This is a genomic window from Streptomyces sp. NBC_00086 (assembly GCF_026343255.1).
Lineage (GTDB): Bacteria > Actinomycetota > Actinomycetes > Streptomycetales > Streptomycetaceae > Streptomyces.
In genome coordinates, this window is the sequence record NZ_JAPELZ010000001.1 from 2,074,943 (window position 1) to 2,088,875 (window position 13,933).

Sequence of the window (13,933 nt, forward strand, 5' to 3'; positions counted from 1 at the left end):
GGACATCGGGAACGGCGGCGTAGGCGCAGGGCCGAGGATCGGGGGCGGTGGCGGCGTAGGCGCAGGGCCGGAGGTCGGCAACGGCTGCGGCGTGGGGTCGGCTGGGGCGGGGGGAGACGGCGGCGGCGTGCTCTCGGCAACGGGCCGGGCCCCGGGTGCGGGGGTCGGCGGCTGCGGGAGTTCTGGGGAGACGGTCGGGAGCTGCGGGGGTCGGTGCCCGGGCGCAGCAGTCGAACCCGGGGCGGCCGCCGGTGGGGCCCCGAGGGTGGCCGGGGTGGCGGGAGTGGCTGATGCCGCTGAGAGGGGCCCGGTCTCCTCCTGGGTCGGCAGTGGTGAAGAGCCGACGGGGCCGGGCGCGGAGGGTGTGTACCCGTACCGGAAAGGGAGGGGAGCGGCAGGAGTCTCCGGGGATGGGGCCGCACCGCCGCTCCCTGCCTGAAGTGGCGTACCCGTCGGCATGGGCTGCGGCGTCGCAGCCGCGGAGAGGGGGGAACGTGGGTGGTCGACGGACTCCGCAGAAGGCGAGATGGATGCAGCCGGAGGGGTCGGTGAACCCAGTGCGTCAGCGGACGCCGACAGTGGCGAAGCGGCAGCAGGCGAAGAGTGCGCCGACGGCTGCGGATCAGCGGGCGCCCGTGGCGGAAGGGCGGACGCAGCCTGAGTGAATGACGGCTGTGGTGGCGCGGCAGGCGTCGTCGACCGCGGCGGCACAGAAGCGGCCTGCGGAAGCGGCGAATCCAGCCGATCAGTCGGCAACGGCAGGGCAGGGGCAGCGGCAAGGGCGGGCCGAAGGTCCGGCTCGGACTCGGCCGGAGGCTGCGGGGATCCCGGCGGTGTCGTGGGCAGCGGCGTCGATGGGGCGGACACCGACGGAGGCAGCAGCGGGCCGGACGCCGACTGGGCCAGCGGCGGGGCGGACACCAGCTGCGGCTGCGGTGCGGCAGACGCCGACGGAGGCAGTGGTCCGGCGGGCGCCAGAGGAGGCAGCGGTGCGGCAGACGCCGGCTGCGGCAGGGCGGACACCGACGGAGGCAGCAGCGGGCCGGACGCCGACTGCGGCAGCGGCGGGGCGGACGCCAGCTGCGGCTGCGGTGCGGCGGACGCCGGCTGCGGCAGCGGCAGGGCGGACGCCGACGGAGGCAGCAGCGGGGCAGACGCCAGAGGAGGCAGCTGCCCGGCGGGCGCCAGAGGAGGCAGCGGTGCGGCAGACACCGGCTGCGGCTGCGGCTGCGGCTGCGGCTGCGGCTGCGGTGGGTGTACCGGGTTGGCCGGTGGGTGTGCCGAAAGGGGCGGGGGGAGCGGGGTGGGCGTTGGGTGGAGCGGGTCGGTGGGGGGTGGGAAGGGGGCCGAGGGGTGGAGGGGGTCGGGCATCGGGGTCCTTAGCGGCGGGTGGCGGCGGAGATGGCGTCGGCGAGGCGGTCGAGGACGGCTGAGGCCTGTTCGTCGGTCAGGGTGAGAGGGGGGAGGAGGCGGACGACGCTGGAGTGGCGGCCGCCGAGTTCGACGATCAGGCCCCGGTCCAGACAGGCCTGGCGGACGGCCACCGCGAGGTCGGGCGAGGCTTCCCCGGTGTCGGGGTCGGCGAGTTCGACGCCGATCATCAGCCCGCGGCCCCGTACGTCCGCCACGCACGGATGGGCCGGCATCAGGCCGCGCAGCGCGGCGAGCATGCGCGCCCCCAAGGTCCGTGCGCGTTCCGCGAGGCCGTTCTCCCGGACGTAGGCCAGGGTCGCGGTGCCCGCCGCCATGGCCAGCTGGTTGCCGCGGAAGGTGCCGGCGTGGGCGCCGGGGGCCCACTGGTCCAGCTCCGCCCGGTACACGATCACCGCGAGCGGCAGGCTGCCCCCGATGGCTTTGGACAGCACCATCACGTCGGGGACCACCCCCGCGTGGTCGACCCCCCAAAAGGCCCCGGTGCGCCCGACCCCCGTCTGGACCTCGTCGGCGATCAGCGGGATCCCCCGCTCCGCCGTGATCTCCCGCATCGCGCGCAGCCAGGCGTCGGGGGCGGGGTGGACTCCGCCCTCTCCCTGGACGGGTTCGACGATCATCCCGGCGGGTGCGGGCACCCCGCTCTTGGGGTCGTCGAGCAGGCTCCGCGTCCACCGGGCCGCCAGTTCCGCCCCCTCGGCCCCGCCGACTCCGAACGGACAGCGGCGGTCCTGCGGATACGGCAGCCGGGTCACCGTGACGTCCGTGGCCCCGCCGGAGACGGCCAGTGCTCCCGCGGTCATGCCGTGGTAGGCCCCCGTGAAGGCGAGCATCCCGGACCGGCCGGTCGCGGTGCGGACGAGGGTGAGCGCGGCCTCCACCGCGTCCGTCCCGGCCGGTCCGCAGAACTGGATGCGGGCGTCCGCGGCCAGTTCCGCGGGCAGGTTGGCGAACAGTTCGGTGGTGAAGGCGTCCTTGACCGGGGTCGCGAGGTCCAGCACGTGCAGCGGGGCTCCCGAGTCGAGGACCCCGCGGATGGCTTCGAGCACCACCGGGTGGTTGTGGCCGAGGGCGAGGGTTCCGGCGCCGGAGAGGCAGTCGAGGTAGCGGCGTCCGTCCGCCCCCTCGATGGTCAACCCCCGTGCGCGCACGGGCACGATGGGCAGGGAGCGCGCGTACGTCCGTGCCGCGGACTCCCGTTGCGCCTGCCTGCGCAGGATCCCCTCGCCCGCGGCCGACCCCGGAGCCGCATGCGACCTCAGAGCCGCATCCGACCCCGGAGCGGTTTCCGACCCCGGAGCCGCATCCTGCCCCCCTCCCCCGAACTGCCCCGCCTCCGGAACCCGGTTCGCCCGCCCCGGGACCTGCGCCCCGGCCGTGGCCCGCTCGCCCGTCCAAGCCGTCAAAGGCACGAGTGTCGCTCCTCCCGCACGGTTGCTCTTCCGGGGTGCGCTTCGAACACCCACGCTGCTCCCCCATCCCCCGTACGTACCAACGACGGTGGCGGCGACGGATCACGGGTGGGCCCAAGATCCTTGTCCGGCCCGGGCGCCGGCGCCCGATGGAACCGGCGCCCGGGGGGAACCGATGCCCCGGGCTGTGCCGTCCCCCACGGCAGCGGCATAGTGGGGTGCTGCAACTCAGGCGCCCGCCTACCAGGCACCATCCCGAACCAAGAACCACCCAGGGGGATTCACGACATGCGACCGATCCGACCGGTCACCGCGATCCTGTGCTCGGCCGCGCTCGCGCTGACCGCCGCGGCCTGCGGGCCCGGCGACGGTGAGACCGACGCCAAGCCGACCGTGGCCGTGAGCCTGCCCACCAGCCTGGACGGGGTGAAGATCCCGGACGGACTGAAGGACAAGCTCAAGGAGCACGGCATCGACCTGGAGAAGTGGAAGGGGGGTGAGTGGAAGAACTGGAAGAAGGAGGACTGGCTCCGCGAGGCGGGCGACTACATCAACCCGATCATCGAGGACCTCTGGGACCCGGACCGGATGCGTGACGCCGCCAAGACTCCGCAGCCTCCCGCCGTCGACCCGGACGCGGGCAAGGACCAGGGCGTCACCGACCCGACCCCGGCTCCGGTGGCCGCCAAGGCCGCGGCCGCGCCGTACCACCAGAGCGTTCCCGCCTCCGGCAAGGTGTTCTTCGACGGTCCCGAGGGCTCGATGGTCTGCTCGGCGACCGTGGTCAAGGACCCGGCGCACCCCGGCAAGTCCAACATGGTCTGGACGGCCGGCCACTGCGTGCACGCAGGCAAGGCCGGCGGCTGGTACCGCAACATCGCCTTCGTCCCGTCGTACAACAACAAGGGCAAGTCCGCGGCCGCGCTCAAGGGTGCGCCCCGCGAGGAAGTGGCCCCGTACGGCGTGTGGTGGAGCGACTGGGCGCAGACCTCCGACCAGTGGATCGCGACGGGCGGTCCGACCGGCGGCGCGGGTGCTCCGTACGACTTCGCGGTGCTGCACGTGACCCCCGAGAAGGGTGGCGGCAAGTCGCTGGAGGAGACGGTCGGGACGGCGCTCCCGGTGGAGTTCACCGCCCAGGCCACGTCCAAGATCGCGAAGATCACGGCCACCGGCTACCCGGCGGCGGCTCCGTTCGACGGTCAGAAGGCGTTCCAGTGCGCCGACAAGCCGGGCCGGCTGTCGCTGAACGCGACCGACCCGGTGATGTACCGCATCGGCTGCACGATGACCGGCGGTTCCTCGGGCGGCGGCTGGGTCGCGGCGGGCGCGGACGGCAAGCCCGCGCTGGTGTCGAACACCTCCATCGGCCCCGCGAAGGCGGGCTGGCTGGCCGGGCCCCGGCTGGGTCCGGAGGCGAAGGGCGTCTTCGACGCCGTGAGCGGCAAGTTCAAGTAACCGCCTCAGCGCACCACATGACCGAGGGCCCCCGCTGCTGCGGGGGCCCTCAGTGGTTCATCCGGTTCCGGTACGCGTCAGTGCTTCGCGAGCACGTACGGAGCGAGCTCCGAGGCCAGTTCCGCGTGCACCCGTGCCTTGAGCAGGGTGCCCTCCTCGATGTGTTCCTCGGAGATCACCTCGCCCTCGGCGTGCGCCCGGGCGACCAGCCCGCCGCGCGTGTACGGCACCACGGCCTCGATCTCGATCGCCGGCCGCGGCAGCTCGGCGTCGATGAGCGCGAGGAGTTCCTCGATGCCCTGACCCGTGCGCGCCGAGACGGCGATGGAGCGCTTCTCGATCCGCAGCAGGCGCTGGAGCACCAGCGGGTCGGCCGCGTCCGCCTTGTTGATCACCACGATCTCGGGCACCTTGACGGCGCCGACCTCGCGGATGACCTCGCGGACCGCCGCCAGCTGCTCCTCCGGCGCCGGGTGCGAGCCGTCCACGATGTGCAGGATGAGGTCGGAGTCGCCGACCTCCTCCATCGTGGAGCGGAACGCCTCGACGAGGTGGTGGGGCAGGTGCCGGACGAAGCCGACGGTGTCGGCCAGGGTGTAGATCCGGCCGGACGGGGTCTCGGCCCGGCGCACGGTCGGGTCGAGGGTGGCGAACAGCGAGTTCTCCACCAGGACGCCCGCGCCCGTGAGGCGGTTGAGCAGCGAGGACTTGCCCGCGTTGGTGTATCCGGCGATGGCGACCGAGGGCACCTTGTTGCGGCGCCGTTCCTGCCGCTTGATGTCGCGGCCGGTCTTCATCTCCGCGATCTCCCGGCGCATCTTCGCCATCTTCTCGCGGATCCGGCGCCGGTCAGTCTCGATCTTGGTCTCACCGGGGCCGCGGGTGGCCATGCCGCCACCGCCGCCGCCACCCATCTGCCGGGACAGCGAGGCACCCCAGCCGCGCAGTCGCGGCAGCATGTACTGCATCTGCGCGAGTGCGACCTGCGCCTTGCCCTCACGGGACTTGGCGTGCTGGGCGAAGATGTCGAGGATGAGCGCGGTCCGGTCGACCACCTTCACCTTGACGACGTCTTCGAGGGCGATGAGCTGGCCGGGGCTGAGCTCACCGTCGCAGACGACGGTGTCGGCGCCGCTCTCCATCACGATGTCGCGCAGCTCGCGCGCCTTGCCGGAACCGATGAAGGTGGCCGGGTCGGGCTTGTCGCGGCGCTGGATCACTCCGTCGAGTACGAGCGCGCCCGCCGTCTCGGCGAGGGCGGCGAGCTCCGCGAGGGAGTTGTCCGCGTCCTGCACCGTGCCGGAGGTCCAGACGCCCACGAGGACGACCCGCTCCAGGCGGAGCTGGCGGTATTCGACCTCGGTGACGTCTTCGAGCTCGGTGGAGAGGCCGACCACGCGGCGCAGGGCCGCGCGCTCGGAGCGCTCGTACTGGGCGCCGTCCCGTTCTCCGTCGATCTCGTGGCTCCAGGCGACGTCCTCTTCCATCAGGGCGTCGGCCCGAAGGCTCTCGGTGAAGCTCTGCGGGTCCGGCGCACCCTGTGCGTCGTCCCGCGCGTCCTGGGAAGGGGAAGAAGAGGAGGTCATTGGATCCTTACGTCGTTTTCGAATGCGTCCGCGTCAGGCGAAGCGGAGCCAAGGCCAAAGCTACTCCCGCGCGTGACATAACACTGTCACGTCCAACGTGTGACACTCCCCTGGGATTCCCCCGGACTGCGGAGATTCCCCGGTGGCGCCCCGCGGAACGGCCTCGACGATATTGGCATGCCCGTTCCGCAGGCGTCACACGCTTTTCGGGGCGGTCCACTCCGGGTGCCCCGGCATCGCCGGCGTCTTGTTCCCGTACAGCCACGGCTGCAGGAACGCCCCCAGGTCCCGGCCCGCCTCCTGCGAGGCCAGCCGTACGAAGTCCTCCGTACCCGCGACCCCGTCCCGGTGCTCCCCCACCCAGCGCCGCTCCACCCGGTCGAAGGCCTTGACCCCGATCTCCTGCCGCAGCGCGTACAGGATCAGCGCGGCGCCGTCGTAGACCGCGGGCCGGAACAGCCCGATCTTCTCGCCCGGGGCGGCCGGCTTGGGCGCGGCCGGGGGGCCGCCGGCCGCCCGCCACTGGTCGGAACGCTGGTACGCCTCGCGCATGCGGCGCTCCAGGGAGTACTTGCCGAGGCCGTCCGCGTACAGGGCTTCGTACCAGGTGGCGTGGCCCTCGTTGAGCCACAGGTCGGACCAGGTGCGCGGGCTCACGCTGTCGCCGAACCACTGGTGGGCCAGTTCGTGGACCATCACGGACTCGACGTACCACTCGGGGTAGCCGCCGCTGCCCGCGAACAGTGCGCTCTCGAACAGCGACAGGGTCTGCGTCTCCAGCTCGAAGCCGGTACGGGCCTTCGCGATCAGCACCCCGTAGTTCTCGAAGGGGTAGCGGCCGACCCGTGCCTCCATCCACTCGATGTGTCCGGCGGTCTTCTTCAGCCACGGCTCCAGCCGTTCCCGGTCCGCCGCGGGGACCACGTCGCGCAGCGGCAGTCCGTGCGGCCCGGTGCGGTGGACCACGGCCGAGTCGCCGATCGACACCTGGGCCAGCTCGGTGGCCATCGGGTGCAGCGTCCGGTACGTCCACGTGGTCGCACTGCCCGCCCGGCGGGCCGGCAGTGCGCCCGGCACCCCGTTGGCCACGGCCGTCATCCCGGCCGGTGCGCTCACCCGGAAGGTGAAGTACGCCTTGTCGGCGGGGTGGTCGTTGCACGGGAAGACCCGGTGCGCGGCGTCGGCCTGGTTCGCCATCGCCAGCCCGTCGTCGGTGACCACCCAGCCGCCGTCGCCGCGGCCGCGCGGGTCGCTGGTGTGCCGGACGGTGATGTGGAGGGGCAGGTCCGGCTCCACGGGCCGGGCGGGGGTCAGGACGAGGTCCTCGCCGAAGCTCGCGAAGGTGGCGGGTTCCCCGTTGACCTCGGCGGAGGCCACTTTCCCGTGGGTGAAGTCGAGGTTGACGGTTTCGAGGCGCGCGAGGCTGCGCGCGTCGATGACGGTGACCGCGTCGAGCGGGGTGCTGTTGTCCTTGTACGCGAAGGACAGGTCGTACGAGAGGACGTCGTACCCGGGGTTCCCGAGCTCGGGGAAAAGCGGGTCTCCGATGCCGAGCGCCCGGGGCGGGGGCACGACGGCGGCGACGAGGCTGAGCGAGGCCGCGGCGAGCAGGGCGGCGCGCAGGCGCGGGGAGGTGAGCTGCATCCCCCACCGCTTATCAGCGCCCGCCACGCGCCCGCGAACGGCGCGCGACGGCTCCACCCGAAAGGGGTCGGGTCACTTACGCCCGGCTGACGTCGTAGACCCCCGGCACGTCCCTCATGGCCCGCATCAGCGCCGGGAGGCCCGTCGCGTCGGGCAGTTGCAGGGTGTAGCTGTGCCGGACCCGCTGTTCGACCGGCGGCTCCACCGTCGCGGAGACCACCTCGACCCCCTCACGGGCGATGGCCTCGGTCAGATCGGCCAGCAGGTGCGGGCGGCCGAACGATTCGGCGAGCAGGGTGACCCGGCAGTCCGCGGTCGCCCGCCAGTGCACGGCGATGGGGGTCCGGCCCACCGCCCGCATCTGGGCCACCGTCGCGCAGTGGACCCGGTGCACGGTGACGGCCCCGCCGCGTACGACGAACCCCTCGACGGCATCCGGCGGCACCGGGGTGCAGCAGCCCGCGAGCCGCACGGTGGCGTCCGGCAGGTCGGCGACGGCGTTGCCCCCGCCACTGCGGAGGCCGATCACCGACAGCGGCGGCCTGGGGGCGGCGTCGGCGGGCCGGGCCCCGTCCGGGTGGGCCTCCAGCCAGCTGCTGACGGCGATCCGGGCTGCCGGGGTCTTGGCGTGGTCCAGCCAGTCGGCGGTGGGCCCCGAGGAGGCGTCGTGCGCGAGCAGGAGCTGGACGGTGTCCCCGTCGGAGAGCCGGGAGGACAGGGAGGTCAGGCGCCCGTTGACCCGGGCGCCGATACAGCCGTGGGCCGCCTCGCCGTGCTGTGCGTAGGCGGCGTCGATACAGCTGGCGCCGGCCGGCAGTCCCAGCGTGCCCCCGTCGGCACGGAACACGGTGATCTCCCGGTCCTGGGCCAGCTCCGAGCGCAGGACGTCCCAGAAGGTGTCGGGGTCGGGCGCCGACTGCTGCCAGTCGAGCAGCCGCGACAGCCAGCCGGGGCGGGTCGGGTCCACCCGTTCCTCGTCGCAGTCGGCCGCCGCGATCTGCTCCGCGGGCTCGGCCTGCTGCGGGGAGGTGTACGGATTGCCGAGCGCCACCACGCCCGCCTCGGCGACCCGGTGCATCTGCCGGGTCCGCACGATGACCTCGGCGACGTACCCCTCGGGCGTCGCGAAGGCGGTGTGCAGGGACTGGTAGAGGTTGAACTTCGGGGTGGCGATGAAGTCCTTGAACTCGGAGATGACCGGGGTGAAGCAGGTGTGCAGCTCCCCCAGCACGGCGTAGCAGTCCGCGTTCTCCCCGACGAGGACCAGCAGGCGGCCGAAGTCGGAGCCGCGCAGCTCCCCGCGCTTGAGGGAGATGCGGTGCACGGAGACGAAGTGCCGGGGCCGTACGACCACCTCTGCGGCGATGCCCGCTTCGCGCAGGACGGACCGTACCGAGTCGGCGATGGCGGGCAGGGGGTCGCGCTCGCCCGCGTGGGCCGCGATGAGGGCACGGGTGTGCTCGTACTCCTCGGGGTGCAGGATCGCGAAGACGAGGTCTTCCAGCTCGGTCTTCAGGGCCTGTACGCCGAGCCGTTCGGCGAGCGGGATGAGGACGTCGCGGGTGACCTTGGCGATGCGTGCCTGTTTCTCGGGCCGCATCACGCCGAGGGTGCGCATGTTGTGCAGTCGGTCGGCGAGCTTGATGGACATCACGCGGACGTCGTTGCCGGTGGCGACGAGCATCTTGCGGAAGGTCTCGGGCTCGGCGGCGGCGCCGTAGTCGATCTTCTCGACCTTGGTGACGCCGTCGACGATGAAGCAGACCTCGTCGCCGAACTCCTCGCGGACCTGATCGAGGGTCACGTCGGTGTCCTCGACGGTGTCGTGGAGGAGCGAGGCCGTCAAAGTGGTGGTTTCGGCGCCCAGTTCGGCCAGGATGAGCGTCACGGCGAGCGGATGTGTGATGTACGGCTCACCGCTCTTGCGCATCTGGCCGCGGTGCGAGGTCTCTGCGAGCAGGTACGCGCGGCGCAGGAGCGACAGGTCCGCGTCGGGGTGATGGGCGCGGTGCGCCTCGGCGACATGGCCGATGGCGTCCGGCAGCCGGTCCCGGGGCGTGGGGCCGAGCAGCGCAGCGCGTCCGAGTCGTCGCAGGTCAAGCCTGGTCCGGCCGCGTCTGCGAAGTTCGGGGAGCGCTTCGGGACGTGCTTCGGGGTTCGTGGCCTCTGCACTCATGGGCACCTCCGACGGCTTCGACCGGCGGTGGTGGGCATGGGGTGCGCCCGCAGGGCCGGTGCCTGATGCTACCGACCCCACCACGTGGCGCAGTCCACCTCTCGCTCAGCGTGAAACGGATCACCCATTAGAGGGAAGCTTCAGGCGAAAGCCGTTTCGGTGAGCCAGGCCGGATCGAACTCGCCCTCGGCCACGATCACGGCGGGTCCGGTCATCTCGATCCGCCCGTCGGGGTGCTCGGTGATGACCAGGGTGCCGCCGGGCAGATCGACGGTGTACGTGACGGGCGCGCCGGTGACGGCCGGGTCGGCGCCGTCGCGGCGGATGGCGGCCACGGCGACCGCGCAGGCGCCGGTGCCGCAGGAGCGGGTCTCGCCGGAGCCGCGCTCGTGCACGCGCATGGCGACGTGCCGGGGGCCGCGGTCGACGACGAACTCGACGTTGACACCGGTCGGGTAGGCGGACGCCGGGCTGTACGGGGGCGGGTCCAGCAGCTTCCCGGCATCGTCCAGGCTGTCAACGAAGGCCACCGCGTGCGGGTTCCCCATGTTGACGTTGCGCGCGGGCCAGGAACGGTCCCCGACGGAGACGGTGACCTCGCCCTCGGGCAGCTCGGCGCGGCCCATGGAGACGGTCACGTCGCCGGTCTTGTCGAGGTGCACCCGCTTGACTCCGCCGCGGGTGGCGACGGCCAGGTCGCCCGGCTCCACGTGCCCGGCGTGCTGGAGGTAGCGGGCGAAGACGCGGACGCCGTTGCCGCACATCTCGGCGATGGAGCCGTCGCTGTTGCGGTAGTCCATGAACCACTCGGCCTCGCCGGCCAGGTGCGCCGCCTCGGGGTGCGCGGCGGAGCGCACGACGTGCAGCACGCCGTCAGCGCCGATCCCGGCCCGCCGGTCGCACAGCCGCGCGACGGCGGAGGCCGGCAGGTCGATGGCGTTGTCCGGGTCCGGGACGATCACGAAGTCGTTCTCGGTGCCGTGGCCCTTGAGGAAGGAGAGGCTGGTCTGCGTCACCCGCCCATGGTACCGAGCCGGCGCCCGCCACAGCCGGGCCGCCCCGCTACCGGAGCCGGGCCACCCGGTACACCGCGAGCGCTACGACACCCAGCGCGACCAGCGCGTACAGCAGGGCGAGGCGCCAGTCGGGCCGCTGCCCCGAGCCGCGGGCCGGGAGCCCCGGCAGGGCGTAGCCCACCCGGCGCGCGGCCATCAGGCCCCAGCCGCCCGCGCAGCAGCTGATGAGGAACCCGAGCATGGCGACGACCGCTCCGCCGTCGCCGAACTCGAAGGCGAGCGGGAAGGCGAACATCAGGGATCCGGCGGCGGCCAGCATGACGATGGGGGCGATCTGCCAGAGCCTCAGCCGGCGCTGCGGGCGCAGTTCCACCTCGAAGGCGGGGGCGGCGGCCGCCTCCGCCTCGGCGGAGTCCGGCGCGTCCGGGCCGTCGGGGGTCAGCCGCGCGGGATCCGCGGGCAGCCCCAGTCCGAGGCCGGCGTCGGCGTCCGCGGGCAGTGCCAGCCCGTCGGTGAGCCCGTCGGCGTCCACCGGCGCTCCGCCGGACAAGCCGTCGCCGCCGGCGGCGGCGCTGTGAAGCATCGGGTCCGCTTCCCGTCGGGTGTCGTCCCGACCGGTGTCACGAGGGCCGGCCTCCATCGCCACGCGCCCTCCCCACTTGGACTTCGTACGCCGTCGTTCACCGCCGGTGACGGCACCGTCGGAAGTTTGATGATGGCACGCCGTCAGGCCCGGGACGGGCGTGCGGGGCGTCCCGATGCCATCACGTGATCAGGCTGTGACCGCTCGTTCGACCAACGACTGCGCGAGTCCGGCGAGTTCTCCCCGGTCCTCGGCGGCCCCGCTGAGCCAGTGCACCCTCGGGTCCCGGCGGAACCACGAGTCCTGCCTGCGGGCGAACCGCTTGGTGGCGCGGACCGTCTCGGCGCGCGCCTCCTCCTGCGTGCACTCCCCGGCGAGGGCGCTCAGCACCTGCTGGTAGCCGAGCGCCCTGGAGGCGGTGACTCCGCCGCGCAGGCCGGCGGCCTCCAGCGTGCGGACCTCGTCCACCAGCCCGTCTTCCCACATCCGGTCCACGCGCAGCGCGATCCGCTCGTCGAGCTCGGGCCGGGCCACGTCCACGCCGATCTGGACCGTGTCGTAGACGGACTCGTGGCCGGGCAGGTTGGCGGTGAACGGCCGTCCGGTGATCTCGATGACCTCCAGCGCGCGCACGATGCGGCGGCCATTGCTGGGCAGGATCGCCTGCGCGGCGGCCGGGTCGGCGGCGGCGAGGCGGGCGTGCAGGGCGCCGGGGCCGCGCAGGGTGACCTCGGCCTCCAGGCGGGCCCGGACCTCGGGGTCGGTGCCGGGGAACTCCATGGCGTCGAGCGCGCCGCGGACGTAGAGGCCGGAACCGCCGACGAGGACCGGCGTACGGCCCTGGGCGAGCAGCTTGTCGATCTCGACGCGGGCGAGGCGCTGGTACTCGGCGACGCTCGCCGTCTCGGTGACGTCCCAGATGTCGAGGAGGTGGTGCGGGACCCCTCCGCGCTCCTCGGTCGTCAGTTTGGCGGTACCGATGTCCATCCCCCGGTACAGCTGCATCGAGTCGGCGTTGACGACTTCGCCGTCGAAATGACGGGCCAGGGCTACGCCCAGATCGGACTTTCCGGCTGCGGTGGGTCCTACGACGGCGATGACCCGCGGGGCGGGGGCTGCTTTCCTCACCGCACCAGTCTCGCAGCCCCTCGTCAAGGCATCGCCATGTACCCGATCGAGCTACGTGACGGGGCCGGGCCGGGGTCGTTGCCTTGGCGGGGTTCCGGCCGGGCGTGCGCCCGCCGTACGGCGGCCCGCCCACGGCGGAACTTCACTCACACGAGTAACGTTATAGGAGTAGACATGGGCATTTTGGACCGGCTTCTCGGCCGTAAGACCCAGGCGACGACCGAAGAGGCCGTTTCCGCGGATCTGACGGCGGAGTCCGCGACGGCCGACGAGGCCGGGACCGAGCAGGCTGTGGCGGAGGAGAGCGCGGTGGAAGCCGTCGAGATCCCGAAGCAGCAGTCGGCTGAGGTCAGCGCGGACAGCGAGGCCGCAGAGGGTGCCCGTACGTAGCCTCGCTATTGGAAGGTGACCCATGGGCCTGCTGGACAATCTGAAGGCCAAGCTCGCGCCCGCCAAGGACAAGGTCGGCGACCTCGCTGCTCAGCACGAGGGCAAGATCACCCAGAATCTGGAGAAGGTGGCCAAGGCCGTCGACTCCAAGACCAAGGGCAAGTACAGCGGCCAGATCTCTAGCGGCGCGGACAAGGCGAAGGACGCCCTGGGCAAGATCGCGCACAAGGACGCACCCGGCGGGCCGACGCCGCCGGCCGCTTCCTGACGCGGTCCCGGAAGTGCGGAAGGGGCGCGGCACCACTCGGTGCCGCGCCCCTTCTGCGTTCCTCCGCGGCGCCCTGCTACGACCAGGCCGCGACGAAGTACCCGACCCCGTACGGGGCGTCCTCGTAGAGCAGCCGCCCTTCGAGCCCGGCGCCCTCGGCGGCGCCCGCGAGGACCTGCCAGGGGGCCCGGCCGGCGGCCTGGAGCTCGGCGGCGAGTCCCGGGTCGAGGGCGGTGAGCGCGGGCAGGTCGGCGGCGCCGAGGGCGCGGGCGGCCTCGGCGTCGAAGGCGGCGGCGCGTTCGTCGAGGTATCCGGGGGCCTTGAGGGAGCGGCAGGCGCTGCCGTCACCCATGACGAGCAGGGCGACCCGGTCCTCGCGTGCGGCGAGCTCCCGGCCGGCCTCCAGGCACCCCTCGGTGTCCAGCTGTCCGGCGACCCCGAACCCCTCCGGGGACGCGGCGCCCCAGTCGGCCCGGCCGAGCAGCCAGGCCCCGACGGCGAGCGGGGTGGGCAGCAGGCGCGGGCCCTCTTCGCCCTCGCCCAGCCGTACGTCGGCTCCGGCGCCGAATCCGCGGAAGGTGCCGCGGGCGCCCGGGGGGTACGCACCGTGGTGGTCCGGGTCGCAGGCTCCGACCACGACGAGCAGATCGGGCCGGGAGGCGGCGAGCACGGACAGCGCGTCGGAACACGCGGTGCGGGCGTCGCCGAGTTCGGCGGCGGCTCCCGTGGCGAGCTCCGGCAGGAGCATCGGCGGGGCGGGGCAGACGGCGGCGGCTACGAGCATGATCCGCAGCGTAGCCGCCGATGCTTTTTTGCGCGTGCCTCGCGCCGATCGGCGCCG

General features: G+C 73.1%; 11 protein-coding genes. 3 read left to right on the forward strand and 8 right to left on the reverse strand.

All coding sequences use genetic code 11. The annotated features are described in order from the left end of the window. Nucleotides 1-1,379 precede the first annotated feature (1,379 nt). Nucleotides 1,380-2,693 carry a diaminobutyrate--2-oxoglutarate transaminase family protein gene (locus tag OG276_RS09100; RefSeq protein WP_266912639.1) on the reverse strand — a complete coding sequence of 438 codons (1,314 nt, stop codon included), beginning with the start codon at nt 2,691-2,693 and terminating at the stop codon, nt 1,380-1,382. 438 nt (nt 2,694-3,131) lie between these two features. On the opposite strand from OG276_RS09100, the gene OG276_RS09105 reads away from it, so the two are divergent. Further along, nucleotides 3,132-4,301 carry a serine protease gene (locus tag OG276_RS09105; RefSeq protein WP_266903960.1) on the forward strand — a complete coding sequence of 390 codons (1,170 nt, stop codon included), beginning with the start codon at nt 3,132-3,134 and terminating at the stop codon, nt 4,299-4,301. A 77-nt stretch (nt 4,302-4,378) separates the two neighbouring features. Here OG276_RS09105 and hflX read toward each other — a convergent pair whose 3' ends face one another. The 6 genes from hflX to miaA all read right to left on the reverse strand — a co-directional run bounded on the left by hflX (nt 4,379) and on the right by miaA (nt 12,434). Beyond that, on the reverse strand, nt 4,379-5,887 hold the full coding sequence (gene hflX, locus OG276_RS09110; protein ID WP_266903961.1) for a GTPase HflX: 1,509 nt from the start codon (nt 5,885-5,887) through the stop codon (nt 4,379-4,381). Nucleotides 5,888-6,082: 195 nt separating this feature from the next. After that, nucleotides 6,083-7,531, reverse strand: coding sequence for a M1 family metallopeptidase (locus tag OG276_RS09115; protein ID WP_266903962.1), 1,449 nt, complete (start codon nt 7,529-7,531; stop codon nt 6,083-6,085). 76 nt (nt 7,532-7,607) lie between these two features. Further along, nucleotides 7,608-9,707, reverse strand: a complete 2,100-nt coding sequence (locus OG276_RS09120; RefSeq protein WP_266903963.1) for a bifunctional (p)ppGpp synthetase/guanosine-3',5'-bis(diphosphate) 3'-pyrophosphohydrolase — start codon at nt 9,705-9,707, stop codon at nt 7,608-7,610. A 140-nt stretch (nt 9,708-9,847) separates the two neighbouring features. Beyond that, on the reverse strand, nt 9,848-10,723 hold the full coding sequence (gene dapF / locus OG276_RS09125; protein ID WP_266903964.1) for a diaminopimelate epimerase: 876 nt from the start codon (nt 10,721-10,723) through the stop codon (nt 9,848-9,850). 46 nt (nt 10,724-10,769) lie between these two features. After that, nucleotides 10,770-11,306: a hypothetical protein gene (locus OG276_RS09130; protein WP_266903965.1), complete on the reverse strand. Its 537-nt coding sequence runs from the start codon at nt 11,304-11,306 to the stop codon at nt 10,770-10,772. A gap of 189 nt (nt 11,307-11,495) precedes the next feature. Beyond that, on the reverse strand, nt 11,496-12,434 hold the full coding sequence (gene miaA, locus OG276_RS09135) for a tRNA (adenosine(37)-N6)-dimethylallyltransferase MiaA (RefSeq protein WP_266903966.1): 939 nt from the start codon (nt 12,432-12,434) through the stop codon (nt 11,496-11,498). 174 nt (nt 12,435-12,608) lie between these two features. On the opposite strand from miaA, the gene OG276_RS09140 reads away from it, so the two are divergent. Together OG276_RS09140 and OG276_RS09145 are read left to right on the forward strand one after the other, a co-directional pair. Further along, nucleotides 12,609-12,824, forward strand: coding sequence for a gliding motility protein (locus OG276_RS09140; protein WP_266903967.1), 216 nt, complete (start codon nt 12,609-12,611; stop codon nt 12,822-12,824). Nucleotides 12,825-12,846: 22 nt separating this feature from the next. Continuing rightward, the gene (locus OG276_RS09145; protein ID WP_266881466.1) at nt 12,847-13,092 is read left to right on the forward strand and encodes an antitoxin; all 246 of its coding nucleotides are present in this window, start codon (nt 12,847-12,849) and stop codon (nt 13,090-13,092) included. Nucleotides 13,093-13,168: 76 nt separating this feature from the next. Here OG276_RS09145 and OG276_RS09150 read toward each other — a convergent pair whose 3' ends face one another. Further along, complete coding sequence (locus OG276_RS09150; RefSeq protein ID WP_266903968.1) at nt 13,169-13,876, reverse strand: class III extradiol dioxygenase subunit B-like domain-containing protein; 708 nt, start codon at nt 13,874-13,876, stop codon at nt 13,169-13,171. Between the last annotated feature and the right edge of the window lie 57 nt (nt 13,877-13,933).

Coding starts and splice junctions, on each gene's coding strand:
- OG276_RS09105 (WP_266903960.1), top strand. CDS start 3,132: ATGCGACCGATCCGACCGGTCACCGCGATCCTGTGCTCGGCCGCGCTC.
- hflX (WP_266903961.1), bottom strand. CDS start 5,887: ATGACCTCCTCTTCTTCCCCTTCCCAGGACGCGCGGGACGACGCACAG.
- OG276_RS09115 (WP_266903962.1), bottom strand. CDS start 7,531: ATGCAGCTCACCTCCCCGCGCCTGCGCGCCGCCCTGCTCGCCGCGGCC.
- OG276_RS09120 (WP_266903963.1), bottom strand. CDS start 9,707: ATGAGTGCAGAGGCCACGAACCCCGAAGCACGTCCCGAAGCGCTCCCC.
- OG276_RS09130 (WP_266903965.1), bottom strand. CDS start 11,306: ATGCTTCACAGCGCCGCCGCCGGCGGCGACGGCTTGTCCGGCGGAGCG.
- OG276_RS09140 (WP_266903967.1), top strand. CDS start 12,609: ATGGGCATTTTGGACCGGCTTCTCGGCCGTAAGACCCAGGCGACGACC.
- OG276_RS09145 (WP_266881466.1), top strand. CDS start 12,847: ATGGGCCTGCTGGACAATCTGAAGGCCAAGCTCGCGCCCGCCAAGGAC.
- OG276_RS09150 (WP_266903968.1), bottom strand. CDS start 13,876: ATGCTCGTAGCCGCCGCCGTCTGCCCCGCCCCGCCGATGCTCCTGCCG.